Source organism: Candidatus Phytoplasma pyri, assembly GCF_046600495.1.
GTDB lineage: Bacteria > Bacillota_I > Bacilli_A > Acholeplasmatales > Acholeplasmataceae > Phytoplasma > Phytoplasma pyri.
Genome location: NZ_JBKIOZ010000001.1, coordinates 1 through 14,652 on the forward strand (window position 1 = coordinate 1; position 14,652 = coordinate 14,652).

The 14,652-nt window shown below is 20.4% G+C and carries 18 protein-coding genes and 1 tRNA gene; all 19 read right to left on the reverse strand.

The window, feature by feature from the left end:
- Positions 1–24: 24 nt before the first annotated feature.
- Positions 25–108: transfer RNA gene (locus ACLHHF_RS00005), tRNA-Tyr, on the reverse strand.
- A 137-nt stretch (positions 109–245) separates the two neighbouring features.
- Complete coding sequence (locus tag ACLHHF_RS00010) at positions 246–1,895, reverse strand: YidC/Oxa1 family membrane protein insertase (protein ID WP_411307778.1); 1,650 nt, start codon at positions 1,893–1,895, stop codon at positions 246–248.
- Between the two features lie 23 nt (positions 1,896–1,918).
- The gene (gene rnpA, locus ACLHHF_RS00015) at positions 1,919–2,257 is read right to left on the reverse strand and encodes a ribonuclease P protein component (RefSeq protein WP_411307779.1); all 339 of its coding nucleotides are present in this window, start codon (positions 2,255–2,257) and stop codon (positions 1,919–1,921) included.
- An 89-nt stretch (positions 2,258–2,346) separates the two neighbouring features.
- A complete protein-coding gene (gene rpmH, locus ACLHHF_RS00020) occupies positions 2,347–2,481 on the reverse strand; it encodes a 50S ribosomal protein L34 (protein WP_411307780.1) in 135 nt (44 codons plus the stop codon).
- A gap of 344 nt (positions 2,482–2,825) precedes the next feature.
- Complete coding sequence (locus ACLHHF_RS00025) at positions 2,826–4,106, reverse strand: glucose-6-phosphate isomerase (protein WP_411307782.1); 1,281 nt, start codon at positions 4,104–4,106, stop codon at positions 2,826–2,828.
- 233 nt (positions 4,107–4,339) lie between these two features.
- A complete protein-coding gene (metG, locus tag ACLHHF_RS00030) occupies positions 4,340–5,875 on the reverse strand; it encodes a methionine--tRNA ligase (protein ID WP_411307783.1) in 1,536 nt (511 codons plus the stop codon).
- Positions 5,876–5,896: 21 nt separating this feature from the next.
- Positions 5,897–6,739, reverse strand: a complete 843-nt coding sequence (rsmI, locus tag ACLHHF_RS00035) for a 16S rRNA (cytidine(1402)-2'-O)-methyltransferase (RefSeq protein ID WP_411307785.1) — start codon at positions 6,737–6,739, stop codon at positions 5,897–5,899.
- Between the two features lie 30 nt (positions 6,740–6,769).
- Positions 6,770–7,726 carry a hypothetical protein gene (locus ACLHHF_RS00040; RefSeq protein WP_411307786.1) on the reverse strand — a complete coding sequence of 319 codons (957 nt, stop codon included), beginning with the start codon at positions 7,724–7,726 and terminating at the stop codon, positions 6,770–6,772.
- Positions 7,726–8,352 carry a dTMP kinase gene (gene tmk / locus ACLHHF_RS00045; protein WP_411307787.1) on the reverse strand — a complete coding sequence of 209 codons (627 nt, stop codon included), beginning with the start codon at positions 8,350–8,352 and terminating at the stop codon, positions 7,726–7,728. Before tmk ends, ACLHHF_RS00040 begins: the two co-directional genes overlap by 1 nt.
- A gap of 21 nt (positions 8,353–8,373) precedes the next feature.
- On the reverse strand, positions 8,374–9,111 hold the full coding sequence (gene truA / locus ACLHHF_RS00050; RefSeq protein ID WP_411307788.1) for a tRNA pseudouridine(38-40) synthase TruA: 738 nt from the start codon (positions 9,109–9,111) through the stop codon (positions 8,374–8,376).
- Between the two features lie 44 nt (positions 9,112–9,155).
- On the reverse strand, positions 9,156–10,187 hold the full coding sequence (locus tag ACLHHF_RS00055; protein WP_411307789.1) for an energy-coupling factor transporter transmembrane component T family protein: 1,032 nt from the start codon (positions 10,185–10,187) through the stop codon (positions 9,156–9,158).
- A gap of 24 nt (positions 10,188–10,211) precedes the next feature.
- The gene (locus ACLHHF_RS00060; protein ID WP_411307790.1) at positions 10,212–11,054 is read right to left on the reverse strand and encodes an ATP-binding cassette domain-containing protein; all 843 of its coding nucleotides are present in this window, start codon (positions 11,052–11,054) and stop codon (positions 10,212–10,214) included.
- Positions 11,030–11,854: an ATP-binding cassette domain-containing protein gene (locus ACLHHF_RS00065; protein ID WP_411307791.1), complete on the reverse strand. Its 825-nt coding sequence runs from the start codon at positions 11,852–11,854 to the stop codon at positions 11,030–11,032. Before ACLHHF_RS00065 ends, ACLHHF_RS00060 begins: the two co-directional genes overlap by 25 nt.
- Positions 11,855–12,073: 219 nt before the next feature.
- Positions 12,074–12,430, reverse strand: coding sequence for a 50S ribosomal protein L17 (rplQ, locus tag ACLHHF_RS00070; RefSeq protein WP_411307792.1), 357 nt, complete (start codon positions 12,428–12,430; stop codon positions 12,074–12,076).
- Between the two features lie 5 nt (positions 12,431–12,435).
- On the reverse strand, positions 12,436–13,431 hold the full coding sequence (locus tag ACLHHF_RS00075; protein WP_411307793.1) for a DNA-directed RNA polymerase subunit alpha: 996 nt from the start codon (positions 13,429–13,431) through the stop codon (positions 12,436–12,438).
- Positions 13,432–13,447: 16 nt separating this feature from the next.
- Entirely contained in the window at positions 13,448–13,834 is a 387-nt protein-coding gene (rpsK, locus tag ACLHHF_RS00080; RefSeq protein WP_411307794.1) for a 30S ribosomal protein S11, read from the reverse strand.
- A gap of 19 nt (positions 13,835–13,853) precedes the next feature.
- Positions 13,854–14,237, reverse strand: a complete 384-nt coding sequence (gene rpsM / locus ACLHHF_RS00085; RefSeq protein WP_411307795.1) for a 30S ribosomal protein S13 — start codon at positions 14,235–14,237, stop codon at positions 13,854–13,856.
- 16 nt (positions 14,238–14,253) lie between these two features.
- Positions 14,254–14,370 carry a 50S ribosomal protein L36 gene (rpmJ, locus tag ACLHHF_RS00090; RefSeq protein ID WP_012504510.1) on the reverse strand — a complete coding sequence of 39 codons (117 nt, stop codon included), beginning with the start codon at positions 14,368–14,370 and terminating at the stop codon, positions 14,254–14,256.
- Positions 14,371–14,406: 36 nt separating this feature from the next.
- On the reverse strand, positions 14,407–14,646 hold the full coding sequence (infA, locus tag ACLHHF_RS00095) for a translation initiation factor IF-1 (RefSeq protein WP_411307796.1): 240 nt from the start codon (positions 14,644–14,646) through the stop codon (positions 14,407–14,409).
- Positions 14,647–14,652: the final 6 nt, after the last annotated feature.

Consider the following 14,652-nt stretch of genomic DNA (forward strand, 5'->3'; position numbering starts at 1 on the left):
ATATTTTATTTTAAAAAATTAAAATGGTGGAGGGGAATGGATTCGAACCATCGTACCTTTCGGAACAGTTTTACAGACTGCTGCGTTTAACCACTTCGCTACCCCTCCAAAACAAATTATAATTAATTCAAAACCAATTAAAATTTTACCATATTAAAAAATAAAAATCAAATTTTTTTATTTTTTTTAAAAAAAAAATTAATTATTTAAAAAATATAAAATAATAAATAAATAATTTAAAAAGTTTATTCATAATTTTTTTGTTTTAATAAATAATATTTTTTTTCCATTTGTTTACGGTTAAAAATAGTTTGAAAAATAGTATAAGTATTACCAACTAACCAATATAAAGACAAAACATTATCATTAAAAGCAGCGAAAACCATAATAGCAACCATGAAATAACTAACTATTTTAAAACTTTTTTCAGTTTGTTCTTTTTTATCTTTTTCTTCTGTACTTAAAACATTATAAGTTTTGTTTTGTAAATAAAATGGTTTTTTAAAACTAATTTTATTTAAAATAATCATAGTTACACCTACAAAAGTTGAAAGTAAAATTTTAATTAAAATATCTCCTATAAAAATATCATTAGTTGTTGAAGTTGATAGTTTAATAAAGCCTAAAAACGGTTTTTTATCTAAAAATTGATTATCTAAATTAAAAATACCTCCTGGAATACGAAAACGATTCAAAGTAGTCAACATAGACATAAAAATAGGTAATTGCAAAAATGTTGTAAACATACCTAAAAAACCAACATTATATTTTTTATAAACCTTTAAAGTTTCTAATTGCATTTTTTGAATCGAAACAGGATCTTTTTTTAAAATATATTTATTTCTAATTTTATCTATTTCAGGTTGTACTAAACTCATATTCAAACTAAAAGTACTAGTTTTAGTATAAATTGGCCAAGATAAAGTTCTAATTAAAATAGTAGTTAAAATAATACCAAAACCTAAATTGCCAAATAAATGAGAAAAAATGTATAGAAAAAAACCAATAGAAATTATTAAAGCATTCCAAACGTAATAAAAACCTAACAGACCACTCCAATTCAATTTAGAAGGCCATTGAATGGGTAAATATCCAGAATTATAGACAAATATTGGAAATTGAATATCATTGTTAATTTCAGAAATTAAATGAGGAGGATTATTATTTTCTACCGTAACTTGTTTAATAATCTCATTATATGCAGTTAAATCTTGTTGATTAATTTCTGTTTTTGTATTATTTAATAATTTCTTTATTTTATATTCTTCATTATTATTACTACTAATATTTGAAAATTTTAAAAAACAATCTTTATTATCATTTATGTCAAAATATTTTTTATATTTTTCATCAACAATATATTTATAATTAGTTCCAATCAAAACAGTAAAAAAATCTTTAACATTGTCTAATTTTTGTTTTTGTTGTTTTTTATTTTTTTGAACAGAATTATCTTCTTCTAAATTAAAATAAAGATAATTAAAACCATAATTAGTATCCAATCTAATTATATTTTTAGTTTGATTTGGAACATAAATAATTTCAATAGTTTTTGAATCATTATTTAATTTAATTTGAATATTATTAAATACATTGTTGTTTTTTTCTAACTCTTGAATTTGAATATTTTGTTCTTGATTATTAGTATATAATTTAAAAACATCTAAATATTTTTCCATTAACAATTTAATATCAGAATTATTTTTGTTTGATTCATTTTTTAATTCTTTACTAAATTCTGAAATTGCATGTTTATTGTTAAAAATAGGCACTACATAAAGTAAATGTTCTTTGGGGTCTTTTTTAACCAAAATAAATTTTATTAAAATAAACAAAAAAATAAAAAATAATACTAAAAAAATAATTTTTGTAAAATTAATTCTTTTTTTAAACATAATATTTTAATTCCTTAATAAATTTAAATTACTAAATTAGATCTTTTTAATAAAAGAAAAAACTCTTCTTTAATTTGGTGAAATATTAAATTTTTAGCTTTAGGTTTTATCACTAAAACAAAAGATATTTTAAAATCAATTAAAACATGAAATTCGTTAATAATCATTCTCAAACGTCTTTTAATTAAATTTCTTTCATGAGCTTTACCATATTTTTTACCAATACTTAAAGCAAATTTAAAATTTTTTTGAGTTTTATTTTTTAAATAATATAAAACAAAAAAAGAATTACCAATACTTTTTTTTAATTTTAAAATATTACTAATATCAATATCTTTTTTAATAATAAATTTTTTTTTCATAAGTTCAAATTTAGATTAATTTTAATAAATTATAAATCCATAAATAAAAATTTTAATAATTATAATCTTTATATTTGATAATTTAATAATTAAACTGTCAAACGTACACGTCCTTTAGATCTTCTTGCAGCGATAACTCTTTTACCACCAGTAGTAGAAATTCTAGCTCTAAAACCATGAGTTCTTTGTCTTTTAATTTTACTTGGTTGATATGTTCTTTTCATATAAAATAATCCCGTACCTCTTTTTCTTAAATTATAACTAGATTTTTTTTATTTGTCAACAATAAACAAATTAAAAATTTTTAAAAAAATATTTTGAATAAAATATAATTTTTATTTAAATATTTAAAATTATTTTATTATCTATTAAAATTATAATTAAATGAATATTTATTTTACTAAATTTTATTATAAAAAAGTTTTAAAATAACTAAAAAAATATCAACATTACATATAAAAATAATAGATTTATTAAAAATTAATTTTAAATTTTTTGATTTATTATTATAATAAAATAAATTAATTAAAATTTTTAAAATAATAAATAAATTATCAATAAATTTTTATTATTTTTTCCCTAACAAAGAAAAAAGATTTTTTTTATAACTTTCTACTCCAGGTTGATCAAAAGGATTAACCTCTAAAAGATAAGCAGAAAGAGCACAAGCTTTTTCAAAAAAATATACTAAATAACCAAAATGATATTCATCTAAATTATCAAAAGTAATTTCTATATTAGGAACATTACCTTGAATATGAGACATTTTTACAGCCTTTAAAGCACATTTATTTACATAAGATAAACTTTTATTTGATAAATAATTTAATTTATCAATATCGTTAAATAAATTAGGAATCAAACAATCATTAGGCATATTTTTAACATTTAAAATGGTTTCAAAAAAAATTTTCGGACCTTCTTGTAAATATTGTCCTAAAGAATGTAATTCTGAAGTAGCATAAAAACCACACGGAAAAAGAGATTTACCATTTTTACCTTCAGATTCCGCAAACAATTGTTTCCACCAATCAGTGAAAGAAATTAAATTAGGTTCATAACTAACTAATAATTCAATATGTTTTTGTTTTTGATATAAAAGAAATCTAGCAACAGCATATTGATAAGAAATGTTTTGTGATAATTCATAACTACTAGTATCATAAAATGCATCTCTAGCACCTTTTAAAATATTTTCTATGTTGATATTTGAGAAAATAAAAGGCAAAAACCCTACTGTAGATAAAATACTAAAACGTCCACTTATTGATTCTGGAATATAAAAAACTTCATATTCCTCCTGTAAAGCTAATTTCAATAAATTTCCTTTATTTTTACTAGTTGTTACAAAAATTCTTTTTTTAGTTTCTTTTTTACCGAATTTTACTTCTAATTCTTGTTTTAAAATTCGAAATGCAATAGCTGGTTCAATAGTATTTCCTGATTTAGAAATAATATTAATAGCCCAATTTTTGTTTTTTAAATATTTAATTAAATTAGATAAATAAAAACCTGATATTTGATAACCAGCGAAAATAATTTGAGGTTTAGATAACATAAAGTCAAATTTTAAAAAATCTAAACCAGCTTTTGCACCATAATAAGAACCACCTGCTCCAATTACTATTAAAACTTCTAAATTATAATAAGATTTAATTTGATTAATTCTAATAATTTCTTGAGAATTAACTTTAAAAGGTAAGTCTAACCAACCTAAAAAATCTTTTCCAACACCTTGTTTATTTTGCATATTTTGATGAATTGTTTTAATTTTAGATATTAACTTCTGGCTTTCTTTTTCAAAATTAATAAATTTTTTTAAACCAGATAAATTTAATTTTAATCCCATATAATTTTAAAAAAACTCCTTTTTTAGGATATTTATTTTTTTAAACTATTAGAAAAAATAAAAGTATAAAATTTTATATTTAAAAAAAATCTAAAAAATAATAAATTAAAAAATAACTATAAATTATTATAATATAAAAATTATAATTCAAAAATTTTAAAAATCTCTTATATTTTTTCAAATTAATTTATAAATAAATTTTTTTCAATGTATTAAAATTTAAAATTAAAAAATTAATTATTATTTTCAAAACGAATAAAAAGTATTTCTTTTGAAGATATTGTTTTACTTTCGGTTACGCCAAAAATTTCTAAACTAGCGAAAGTATTATTCTCAGATTTAATTTGTTTTAAAATAGAAGCAGCTGTAGTGGGCAAAAAGGGTTGTAACAAAACGCCAATAAATCTTAAAGTCTCTACTAAACTATATAAAACATGATCTAAAACATCTTGTTTATCGGTTTCTTTAAATAATTCCCAAGGTTTAGACAAATCAATGTATTTGTTAGAAAAACGTGCTAATTTCATAATAACTTCTAAAGCATCAGAAACATGAAAATTAAATATTTTTTGTTTTATTAATGGTAAAGCTTCTAAAGATTTTTTTGATAAATCAATTTCTAAAATTTCCGGTAAAATAACCTTTTTTAAATTGCAATTACGATAAGCTTTTAACATACCTAAGGTTCGATTTAACAAATTACCTATAGTATTAGCTAAATCAGTATTATTTCTTTCTATTAATAATTCATGTGTAATATTTCCATCTTGATTATATGGTATTTCATGTAACATAAAATAACGAATTGTATCAACTGAAAAAATTTTTAATAAATCATCAATATATAAAACATTACCTTTAGATTTACTCATTTTATTTTTTCCAAATAAAATAAAGGGATGAATGAAAAATTGTTTTGGCAAAGGTAATTCTAAAGATATCAGTAAAATTAAAAAATGAATTAAATGAAAACGTATAATGTCTTTCCCTATTATATGAAGATCACATGGCCAATATTTTGAAAATTCTTTACTTTTAGACAAATTCGGATGATAATTTAAACCAGTTATATAATTTAATAAAGCATCAACCCAAACATAAACAAAATGTTTCGAATTAAAATTCAAATTAATACCATATTTACAAAAAGTTCTAGTAATACATAAATCAGGTAGAGGCTCTTTTAATAAATTCAAAATCTCTTGTTTTTTATTATCAGGTTTAATTAAAAAATTATTATTTTTTAAAAAATCATATAATTTTTTTTGATATTTAGATAATTTGAAAAAATAAACTTCTTCACTACTCCATATGGGAATTTCACCATTTTTAGTTAATCCATTCACTAAATCTTTTTCTAAAATATAAGATTCTTCAATAACAGAATAAAAACCTTCATATTTACCTAAATAAATATCTTTTTGTTGATATAACTTGTCTAAAATTGCTTGTACTGATTTTTTATGATTTTCATTGGAAGTTTTAACAAATTTATCATAACTGACATTCATTAAATCATAAATTCTTCTAATTTCTTTAGAAAAATAATCAACATAAGTTTGTGGTTTTTCATTTTTAGATTTTGATTTTTGTAATATTTTTTGTCCATGTTCATCTGTACCAGTTTGAAAATAAACATCATAACCTTCTAATCTTTTAAAACGAGCTAAACAATCAGCCAAAACAACTTCATAAACATTACCAACATGAGGAATATCTGAAGCATAAGCAATAGCTGTAGCAAGATAAAATTTTTCTTTTTTTTTCATTTTTTATAATTCCTCAAAAAATTAAATTTTATATTTTTTATAAATTTCTTTCTTAGAAATTTTTCTTTCTTTAGAAACTTTATCAAAAGATTCTTTTTCGTTAAAACCTTGTTTTAAATACAATTGAATGTGTTGCGATAAAGAAAAATTTTCATAAAACATAGAATATTTGTTAAAACCTTCAATTACTATAACATATTCACCTTTTAAAAATAATTCTTTTTTTAAAATTTCTTCTAATGAAGTATTAATTATTTGTTCAAATTTTTTAGTTAACTCTCTCGCTAAAGAAATTTTTCTATTACCATAAAGTTTTTTTAACAATTTTAAGGTTTCTAATACTCTATAAGATGATTCATAAATTAATAAAGTTGCTTCACAAAATTGATATTTTAATAAAAAAAGTTTTTTTTTATTTTGTAATCTAGGTAAAAAACCTAAAAAAATTAAAGGTAATTTAAAAGAAGAAGTAATAAAAGCTGTTAAAAAAGCAGTTACTCCAGGAATAGCTATTGTATGAAAACCACTTTTTTGCACTTCTTGAACTAATAAATCACCAGGATCACTAATTAAAGGTGTCCCGGCATCACTAATTAAAGCTAAATTATGATTAGAAGTTAAAAGTTGTAATATTTTATTTAAACGTTTTTGTTGATTATATTGATAAAAAGAAATTATAGGTTTTTTAATATCATAAAAATTTAAAAATTTTTTTGATATTCTTGTATCTTCGGCTAAAATAAAATCCACAGATTTTAAAATTTGTAAAGCTCTTAAAGTTATATCAGATAAATTACCAATCGGAGTAGATACTAAATATAAAGTAGGTTTTATTTCTATAAAACTTTTTTGTGATAAAAACATTAATCTTAATTTTCCTTTAATTTAAAAATATTATTTTTTAAAACAAATATCATCAAAACCAATTAATAAAGTCATAAATAAATCTTCATCATTAAGTAAATATTTTTCTTTTTTTTGTAAATTTATAATTAAATTTATAATCATATTTAAATTTTTAATAGAAAAATCTATCAAAAAAATATCTGGTATTTCAGAATTATAAAAATAATCAATATTGGTTTTTTTGTAAAAAATAACTATAAAATATTTTAACAAACAAGTTGATAAATCTCGAAACCAACCATTTTTTTCTTTTAATATCGGACAATTAATAAATATAGTTCTTAAAAAACATGATTTTTGTAAACCTTCAATAATATTTAAAAAAGTTTTTTTAAAATTAATATAATAAGAACTATTAAAAAAAATTAAATTTATTCTTTCTTGTTTAATTAAAGAAATCAAAAAACAATCTATAAATTCAAAACCTTCTTCTTTCAATAACAAATATTTTTTTTGTTCTTCAACAATATAAGAAAAAGATAAACGAAAAACTTGACAACGTGATAAAATAGTTGGTAATACTTGCGATAAATCATCAGATAATAAAAAACCATGAGTATTTTGATTAAATTGGTTTTCTAAAAAATTTAATAAAATATTACTAGCTGAATAAGTCATTTGATTAATATCTTCAATTACAAAAACTCTCTTTTTATATAATAATGGTTTTTGTAAAAAATAAAACTTTAAATTTAAAATATCTTCTTTTTTAATCAAAGAATCATTGTTAGTTAAATAATAAAAATTAGGATAAATGTTTGTTGTTATTAATTGTTCTAATGTTAAATTTTGATTATCAATTTTTAAAATTTCATAAGATATTTTAATGACTAATTCTTTTTTATTTAAATTTTTGTTGCCTTCAATTAAATACAAATGAGATATTTTTTTATTTTGAATAATTTTTTGAAATTTTTGATATAATTCAAACGATTCCAATATCATTATTTAACCTTAACATTTAAAAATTTTATAACTTTTTGATAAATAATTTCAAAAATATTTTCTAAAGATTGTTTACCATCAATTAATATAATTCTTGATTTATTTTTTTTAAAAATATTTAAATAACCTTCTCGTACACGTTCATGAAAATCCATTTTCTCTAAATCAAAATTATCTAATTTTTCTTTTCTAAAATTTTTAATGCGTTGAATACCAATAAAAGGTTCTAAATCAATATAAAAAGTAATATTAGGTAAATATTTTAAAGCATAAAAATTAATTTTATAAACAAAATCTTCTCCTAAATTTCTTCCATAACCTTGATAAGCTACTGATGAATCTAAAAAGCGATCACAAATAACAATTTTTTTTTGTTGAAGAGATGGAATAATAACTTGATTTAAATGTTCTATTCTATCTGCTGCATATAATAAAGATTCAGTGTAACAATTTAGTTTTTTAAAAGAAGAATTTAAAAGCATTTTTTGAATTGGTTGCGTTTGTAAACAACCTCCAGGTTCTTTAGTCAATATTATCGAGTAATTTTGTTCAATTAATTTTTGTTCTAATTTTTTTGATAAAAAAGTTTTACCTGTACCCTCTCCACCTTCAAAAGAAATAAACATTATGTACCCCTCTTATTATAATTAATAAAAAATTTTTTTTAAAATTAAACCTTTAGCAGGCGCTAATAGTCTAGCTTTTTGATTAATTTTTAAATCTAACATTTGTTTAAATTCTGATAAAGTTTTTTTATTTTGAGAAATTTCAATTAAAAAACCAACTAAAAAACGAATCATGTGTTGAATAAAACTATTACCATGAATTATCAAAAAATATTTTTTTTTCGTTTCTTTTATAAAGGCTTTAAAAATAATTCTTTGATAATTTTTTAAACTTTGTTTCGAAGAAGTAAATAAAGAAAAATTATGTTTACCTTCAATAAAAGATATTCCTTCTTTAATTTTATTAAAATCAATATTAGGAATATAAACTTGAAAACGATGATTAAAAACATTTAATTTTGTTTTAGAAAAAATATAATGATAAATTTTAGATTTAGCTTGAAAACGTGCATGAAATTCTTTTGACATTAAACTGATTTTTATAATTTGAATATCAGAAGGTAAACAAAAATTTAATATTTTTTGAAAATTATCATTAGGAATCAAAAAGGGAAGTTTAAAATGTGCTACTTGACCCGAAGCATGAACTCCTTTATCAGTTCTGCTAGCACCATAAATTTTAATTGTTTTTTGTTTAGTTATTTTATTTATAACTTTTTCTAAAACAGATTGAATTGTATTTAAATTTAATTGTTTTTGAAAACCATAATAATTAGTACCATCATAGCTTAAAACTAATTTATAATTAAAATCTTGCAATTTTATCTCCTATAATTTTAACTTTTTAATAAATCAATAATATTTCAAAAAAAATAATTAATTAACAAAAAAACCAAAACTATAAAAAAAGTAAAAAAAATATCAATTTTTGTTACTTGATAAGAAATCATTTTAGTACGTTTTGCACCTAAAACATAACCTCTTACTTCCATAGCATTAGCTAAAATTAAAGATCTTTTAAAAACTAAAACAAAAATAGGAATCAATAAAGATAACAAATTATTAATTTTTTTTAAAAAACTTTTATTTTGCAAATCCATTCCTCTAGATGTTTGAGCTTTAAAAATTTTTTCAGTTTCTTGAAATAAAAAAGGTACAGAAATAAAAATTAAAGATAACATAAAAGTAAATATTTCTATTGGTATTTTAATTTTTTTTAATGGCCAAAAAATTATTCTTAAACCATCATTAATTTCTATAAAAGAAGTTGATTTATTAAAAATAAAAATAATCATAATAATAATTATTAATCGCAAAAAAATAAAAATACTTTTTAAAAAAGAAGTTTGTTGTAATCCATAGTTTTTAATATTAATAAATTTTAAAAAAGATGGACTAATAATCCAACTCGGAAAAACAAAAAATAAAAATAATAAAAAAATAAAATAAATCATTTTTAAAAAAAAAAATTTTTTAGTCATATTATAAAAAAATATTAAAAATATAAATATTAAAAAATTATTATAACCACCCCAATTACAAATAGGAATGTCAAATAATAATGGTGTTGTTTGTTTTATTTCAAATTGAAACAATAAGGAAAAAAGAAATAAAAATCTTAAATTTTTAATTTGTTCAAAAAAATATTTAAAAAAATAATTATAAAAAAAACAATAAAAAAATAATAAAAAAAATAAAAATAAATATATAAAAAATAAAATTATTGCTTTATTGGTATCCGAAAAATAAATAGGTAAACGAAAAATAATAAAAAGTGTGAAAATTAAAATTAAAATTTTAAAAGAAGGATGAATTCGTTGTAAAAAAGAATTTTTAGAAACAGAAAAAATATTTTCTCGTTCATATTTATTAGGATTTAAATCATTTTTTATCATAAAAAACCTTTCAAAATATTTTTGTTAAAGATAAATTTTTTTTAAATATTCTAATAAAGTTTTAAAACAATATTTATATTCAAATGGAATCCCAATAGTTTGTTGTAAATGTTTTAAAATTTTAAAAGTTTGCGGATAATCTAGATTAAATTTATAAAAATCATCGCTTTCAAAAAAATCTTCTTTATTACCGTCAAAAACAAGTTCGCCTTGTTCTAAAAATAAAATTCTAGAAGCATATTCAGCAACCAAATCAATATCATGTGTAATCATAATAATAGTTTTTTTTTGTTTTTTATATATTTCTTGAAAAAAATTCATTATATTTTTTTTACTAATAGAATCTAAACCTCTCGTAGGTTCATCTAATATTAAAATATCTGGTTCCATAGCTAAAATACCTGCAATAGCTACTTTCCTCTGTTGACCATCACTAATTTGAAAAGGAGATTTATCAAATAAATCTTCTGAAATACCAATTTTTTTTAAAACTTGAATTGATTTTTGTTTCGATAATTCATAATTATTAGTAAAATTTTCAGGTGCAAACATAACATCTTTCAAAACACTAATTTCAAATAATTGATACTCTGGAAATTGAAAAACCAATCCTATTTGCTTTTTTAAAGCAACTAAATTTTTTTTTTTTGTTTTAGAATTAATTAATTGATTAAAAATTATTATTTTACCAATATCAGTAATTAATAAACCATTCATTAATTGAGCTAAAGTGGTTTTTCCAGAACCTATTTTACCAATTAAAGCAATAAATTCACATTCAGCTTTAATACTTAAATTAATATCTTTTAAAGAAGATTTTTTTTTTTTATCATAAAAATATTTTACTTTTTCAAATTGTATAGCCATAAAATTTCTTTCATCTTTTTTAGCATTTTTATATCTTTAATTTTTTTATCTTTATAAATAATAATATCTTTTTGTATTTCATAATAAATTTTTAAAGCTAAAGTTGGTTCTAAACTATATTGATTTAAAAAAAATTGATTATCTAAAATAATTTCTGGTTTAGCCTTTTTTACTAATTGACCTTGCGATAAAACAATAATTTCATCACTTTTAGAAGCAAAATCCAAATCATGAGTAATAGTAATAATAATTTTATCTTTAATTGTTTTAATAATATTTTCAATTTCTTTTTTTGACTTATCATCTAAAAAAGCAGTAACTTCATCAAAAATAATAATTTCTGGTTGCATAGCCAAAACAGATGCAATAGTAACTTTCTGTTTCTGACCTCCTGAAAGTTCTTGTGGACTTTTATTTAAAAAATTAATCATACCAACCATTTCAGAATATTCATAAACTCTTTTTATAATTTCATCTCTAGACAAATTTTGATTTTCTAAACCAAAAGCTATATCATCTTTTACTGTATGACCTATAAATTGATAATCCGGATTTTGAAAAACCATACCAATTTTATTACGTAAAAATGGTAAATTATTATAATTTAACTTTAAACCATCAATTAAAATATTTCCTTCATAAGGTTCTAACAAACCAACTAAAATTTTAGCTAAAGTTGATTTACCTGAACCATTATGACCCATAATAGAAACCCAATTATTATTATAAATATTAAAACTTAAATTTTTTAATACTTTTTTATCATCATAAAAAAAACTTAAATTTTTAATTTCTAACACAAAAGATAATCACCTTTAACTTTTATTATATATTAATAAAATAAGATATTATTATTTATTTTTAAAAAAAAATTATATTTTTATATAAAAATATAATTTAAAATAAATTAATAAAAGATTACTTTATTGCAAAATATAAATACCAAATTATAATAAATATTTTAATAAAAAATATTTAAAATAGTTTTATTATTCAATATTTTTAAATTTTTAATTATTTTAAACAAAAGTAATTATAGCCATCGGGGCAGCATCACCACGACGAGGAACAGTTTTAATTATCCTTGTATAACCACCATTTCTATTCATATATTTTGCTGCTGTAGTTGTAAATAATTTTTGAATAACAGTTTGTTCTTTATTAATTTTTTCATCAAATAATTTTTTAAATGCTTGACGTCTTTGATGTAAATTATTTTTTTTAGCTAAAGTAATAATTTTTTCAACCTTTTTTTGTAATTCTTTAGCTTTAGATTCGGTTGTAATAATTTTTTCTTGAATAATTAAATCAGAAACTAAACTTCTTAATAAAGATTTTCTTTGAGACTTATTACGTCTTAATTTACTATAAGCCATATTAATTATTCCTCTATTTCTTCTTCATCATCATAATATAATTTTTTTTCTAAATCATTTTGAAATTCAAGACCATGTTGTTTAAATTTTTCTTTTAATTCATCAAAAGATTTTCTACCTAAGCTTTTTAATCTTGAAACTTCTTCTTCTTTTAATAAAACTAAATCAGATACTTTTTCAATTCCTGATTTTTTTAAACAATTGTACAAACGAACAGATAATTCTAATTGATCAATCCTTAATTCTAGCGATTTATTAGGAAATTCTTTCTTTGGTTCATAAATAAAACTGATTTGATCTTTTTTTTCGTTTAAATTAGCTAAAAAACTAAAATGATCAAGTAAAATTTTAGAAGCCATAGTTAAAGCAGACTTAGCTGTTATAGATTTATTAGTAGTAATTTCAATTGCTAATTCTTCTTTATCACCTAATTTTTTTTCTATATCATAAGAAACTTTAGAAACAGGAGTATATAAAGTATCAATGCTAATTAAACCTATTTTTTTTTTTGTATAAATTTTATTTTCTTCAGCACTAACATAACCTATTCCTCTTTTAATCAATACAGTCATTTTTAAAGAAGCGTCTTCAGATACTAAATTAGCTATTTCTTGTTCAGGATTAATAATTTTAACACCTTCAACTTGTTCAAAACAAGAAGCTGTTACTTTTTTTTTCCCTGAAACAAACAATTCCATTTTTTGTTCAAAATCATCATCTATTGAATCTACAGATATCACAACTTGTTTTAAATTTAAAACAATAGACATTACATCCTCATAAACTCCAGTAATTGTACTAAATTCATGATCAACACCTTTAATTTCTACATAAACTATCCCAGCACCAGGTAAAGAAGATAATAAAACTCTCCTTAAAGGATTACCAATAGTAACTCCATAAGAAGGTTCTAAATTTTGAATAATAAACCTACCAAAAGATAAATCTTTAGACAAATTTTCTTCAATAAAAGAAAGATTAATAAATTTAATTTTTTTCATATCTTTATAAATTCTCTTATCCTCTAGGACGTTTAGGAGGTCTACAACCATTATGAGGCACTGTTGTAACATCCCTAATTGAAGTAATTTCTAATCCTGAAGCTTGTAAAGAACGTATAGAAGCTTCTCGTCCTGCACCTGGACCTTTAATAAAAACTTCTACTTTTAACATTCCATGTTCCAAAGCTGCTTTTGCTGCGGTTGATGATGCAATTTGAGCCGCAAAAGGTGTTGATTTACGACTTCCTTTAAAACCTAAAGCTCCAGCACTACTCCAAGTAACAGTGTTTCCTTGTAAATCAGTAATAGTTAAAATAGTATTATTGAAAGTAGTATGAATATGTGCTATTCCTAAATTAATATTTTTTTTAAATTTATTTTTATTTTTTTTTTTCTTAATCATAAATAAATATTAACCTTTTCTATTTTTTATTATTAGCAAACGTGTTTTTTGTTTTACGCTTACCTTTTATAGTTCTAGCATTATTTCTTGTATTTTGACCACGAGAAGGTAAACCTTTACGATGACGTAAACCCCTATAAGAACCATTTTCCATTAAACGTTTTATATTTAAAGCAACTTCTCTTTTTAAATCGCCTTCTACTAAATAATTACCATTTTGAATTTTATTTCTAATAGCAATTAAATGTTGTTCTTTTAAATCTTCTACTTTAGTATTAATATCAATTTCTTTTAAATCACTCAAAATATTTTGAGCTTGTTTTATTCCAATACCACGAATATAAGTTAAAGCAATTATAACTCTTTTATTGCTAGGAATTTCAACACCTGCAATTCTTGCCATTTAAATACTCCTTAATTTATCCTTGTCTTTGATTATGTCTTCTATTTTTTTTATTAATGATATAAACACGCCCTTTTCGACGTACAATAATATCATCTGGACTTCGTTTTTTAACAGATGATCTCACTTTCATTATATATTTTTCTCCTTTTAAAAAAATTAATTAATTCTATGTATAACGATAAACAATTCGTCCTTCACTAAAATTATAAGCAGATATTTCTACTTTAACTCTATCACCGAGTAAAACACGAATTTTATTAATACGAATTTTACCAGAAACATGAGCTAAAATAATTTTATTATTAGAAATTAATTGAACCTTAAATTTAGTATTTGCATTTGGTAAAACTTCGATAACCTTTGCATCTACTTGTAATAAATCTTCTTTAGAATTTTTTTTTAACACTTATAA

Excerpts from the sequence above, each read along its gene's own strand:
- ACLHHF_RS00010 (WP_411307778.1), bottom strand. The coding sequence starts at position 1,895 with ATGTTTAAAAAAAGAATTAATTTTACAAAAATTATTTTTTTAGTATTA.
- rnpA (WP_411307779.1), bottom strand. The coding sequence starts at position 2,257 with ATGAAAAAAAAATTTATTATTAAAAAAGATATTGATATTAGTAATATT.
- rpmH (WP_411307780.1), bottom strand. The coding sequence starts at position 2,481 with ATGAAAAGAACATATCAACCAAGTAAAATTAAAAGACAAAGAACTCAT.
- ACLHHF_RS00025 (WP_411307782.1), bottom strand. The coding sequence starts at position 4,106 with ATGGGATTAAAATTAAATTTATCTGGTTTAAAAAAATTTATTAATTTT.
- metG (WP_411307783.1), bottom strand. The coding sequence starts at position 5,875 with ATGAAAAAAAAAGAAAAATTTTATCTTGCTACAGCTATTGCTTATGCT.
- rsmI (WP_411307785.1), bottom strand. The coding sequence starts at position 6,739 with ATGTTTTTATCACAAAAAAGTTTTATAGAAATAAAACCTACTTTATAT.
- ACLHHF_RS00040 (WP_411307786.1), bottom strand. The coding sequence starts at position 7,726 with ATGATATTGGAATCGTTTGAATTATATCAAAAATTTCAAAAAATTATT.
- tmk (WP_411307787.1), bottom strand. The coding sequence starts at position 8,352 with ATGTTTATTTCTTTTGAAGGTGGAGAGGGTACAGGTAAAACTTTTTTA.
- ACLHHF_RS00055 (WP_411307789.1), bottom strand. The coding sequence starts at position 10,187 with ATGATAAAAAATGATTTAAATCCTAATAAATATGAACGAGAAAATATT.
- ACLHHF_RS00060 (WP_411307790.1), bottom strand. The coding sequence starts at position 11,054 with ATGGCTATACAATTTGAAAAAGTAAAATATTTTTATGATAAAAAAAAA.
- rplQ (WP_411307792.1), bottom strand. The coding sequence starts at position 12,430 with ATGGCTTATAGTAAATTAAGACGTAATAAGTCTCAAAGAAAATCTTTA.
- ACLHHF_RS00075 (WP_411307793.1), bottom strand. The coding sequence starts at position 13,431 with ATGAAAAAAATTAAATTTATTAATCTTTCTTTTATTGAAGAAAATTTG.
- rpsK (WP_411307794.1), bottom strand. The coding sequence starts at position 13,834 with ATGATTAAGAAAAAAAAAAATAAAAATAAATTTAAAAAAAATATTAAT.
- rpsM (WP_411307795.1), bottom strand. The coding sequence starts at position 14,237 with ATGGCAAGAATTGCAGGTGTTGAAATTCCTAGCAATAAAAGAGTTATA.
- rpmJ (WP_012504510.1), bottom strand. The coding sequence starts at position 14,370 with ATGAAAGTGAGATCATCTGTTAAAAAACGAAGTCCAGATGATATTATT.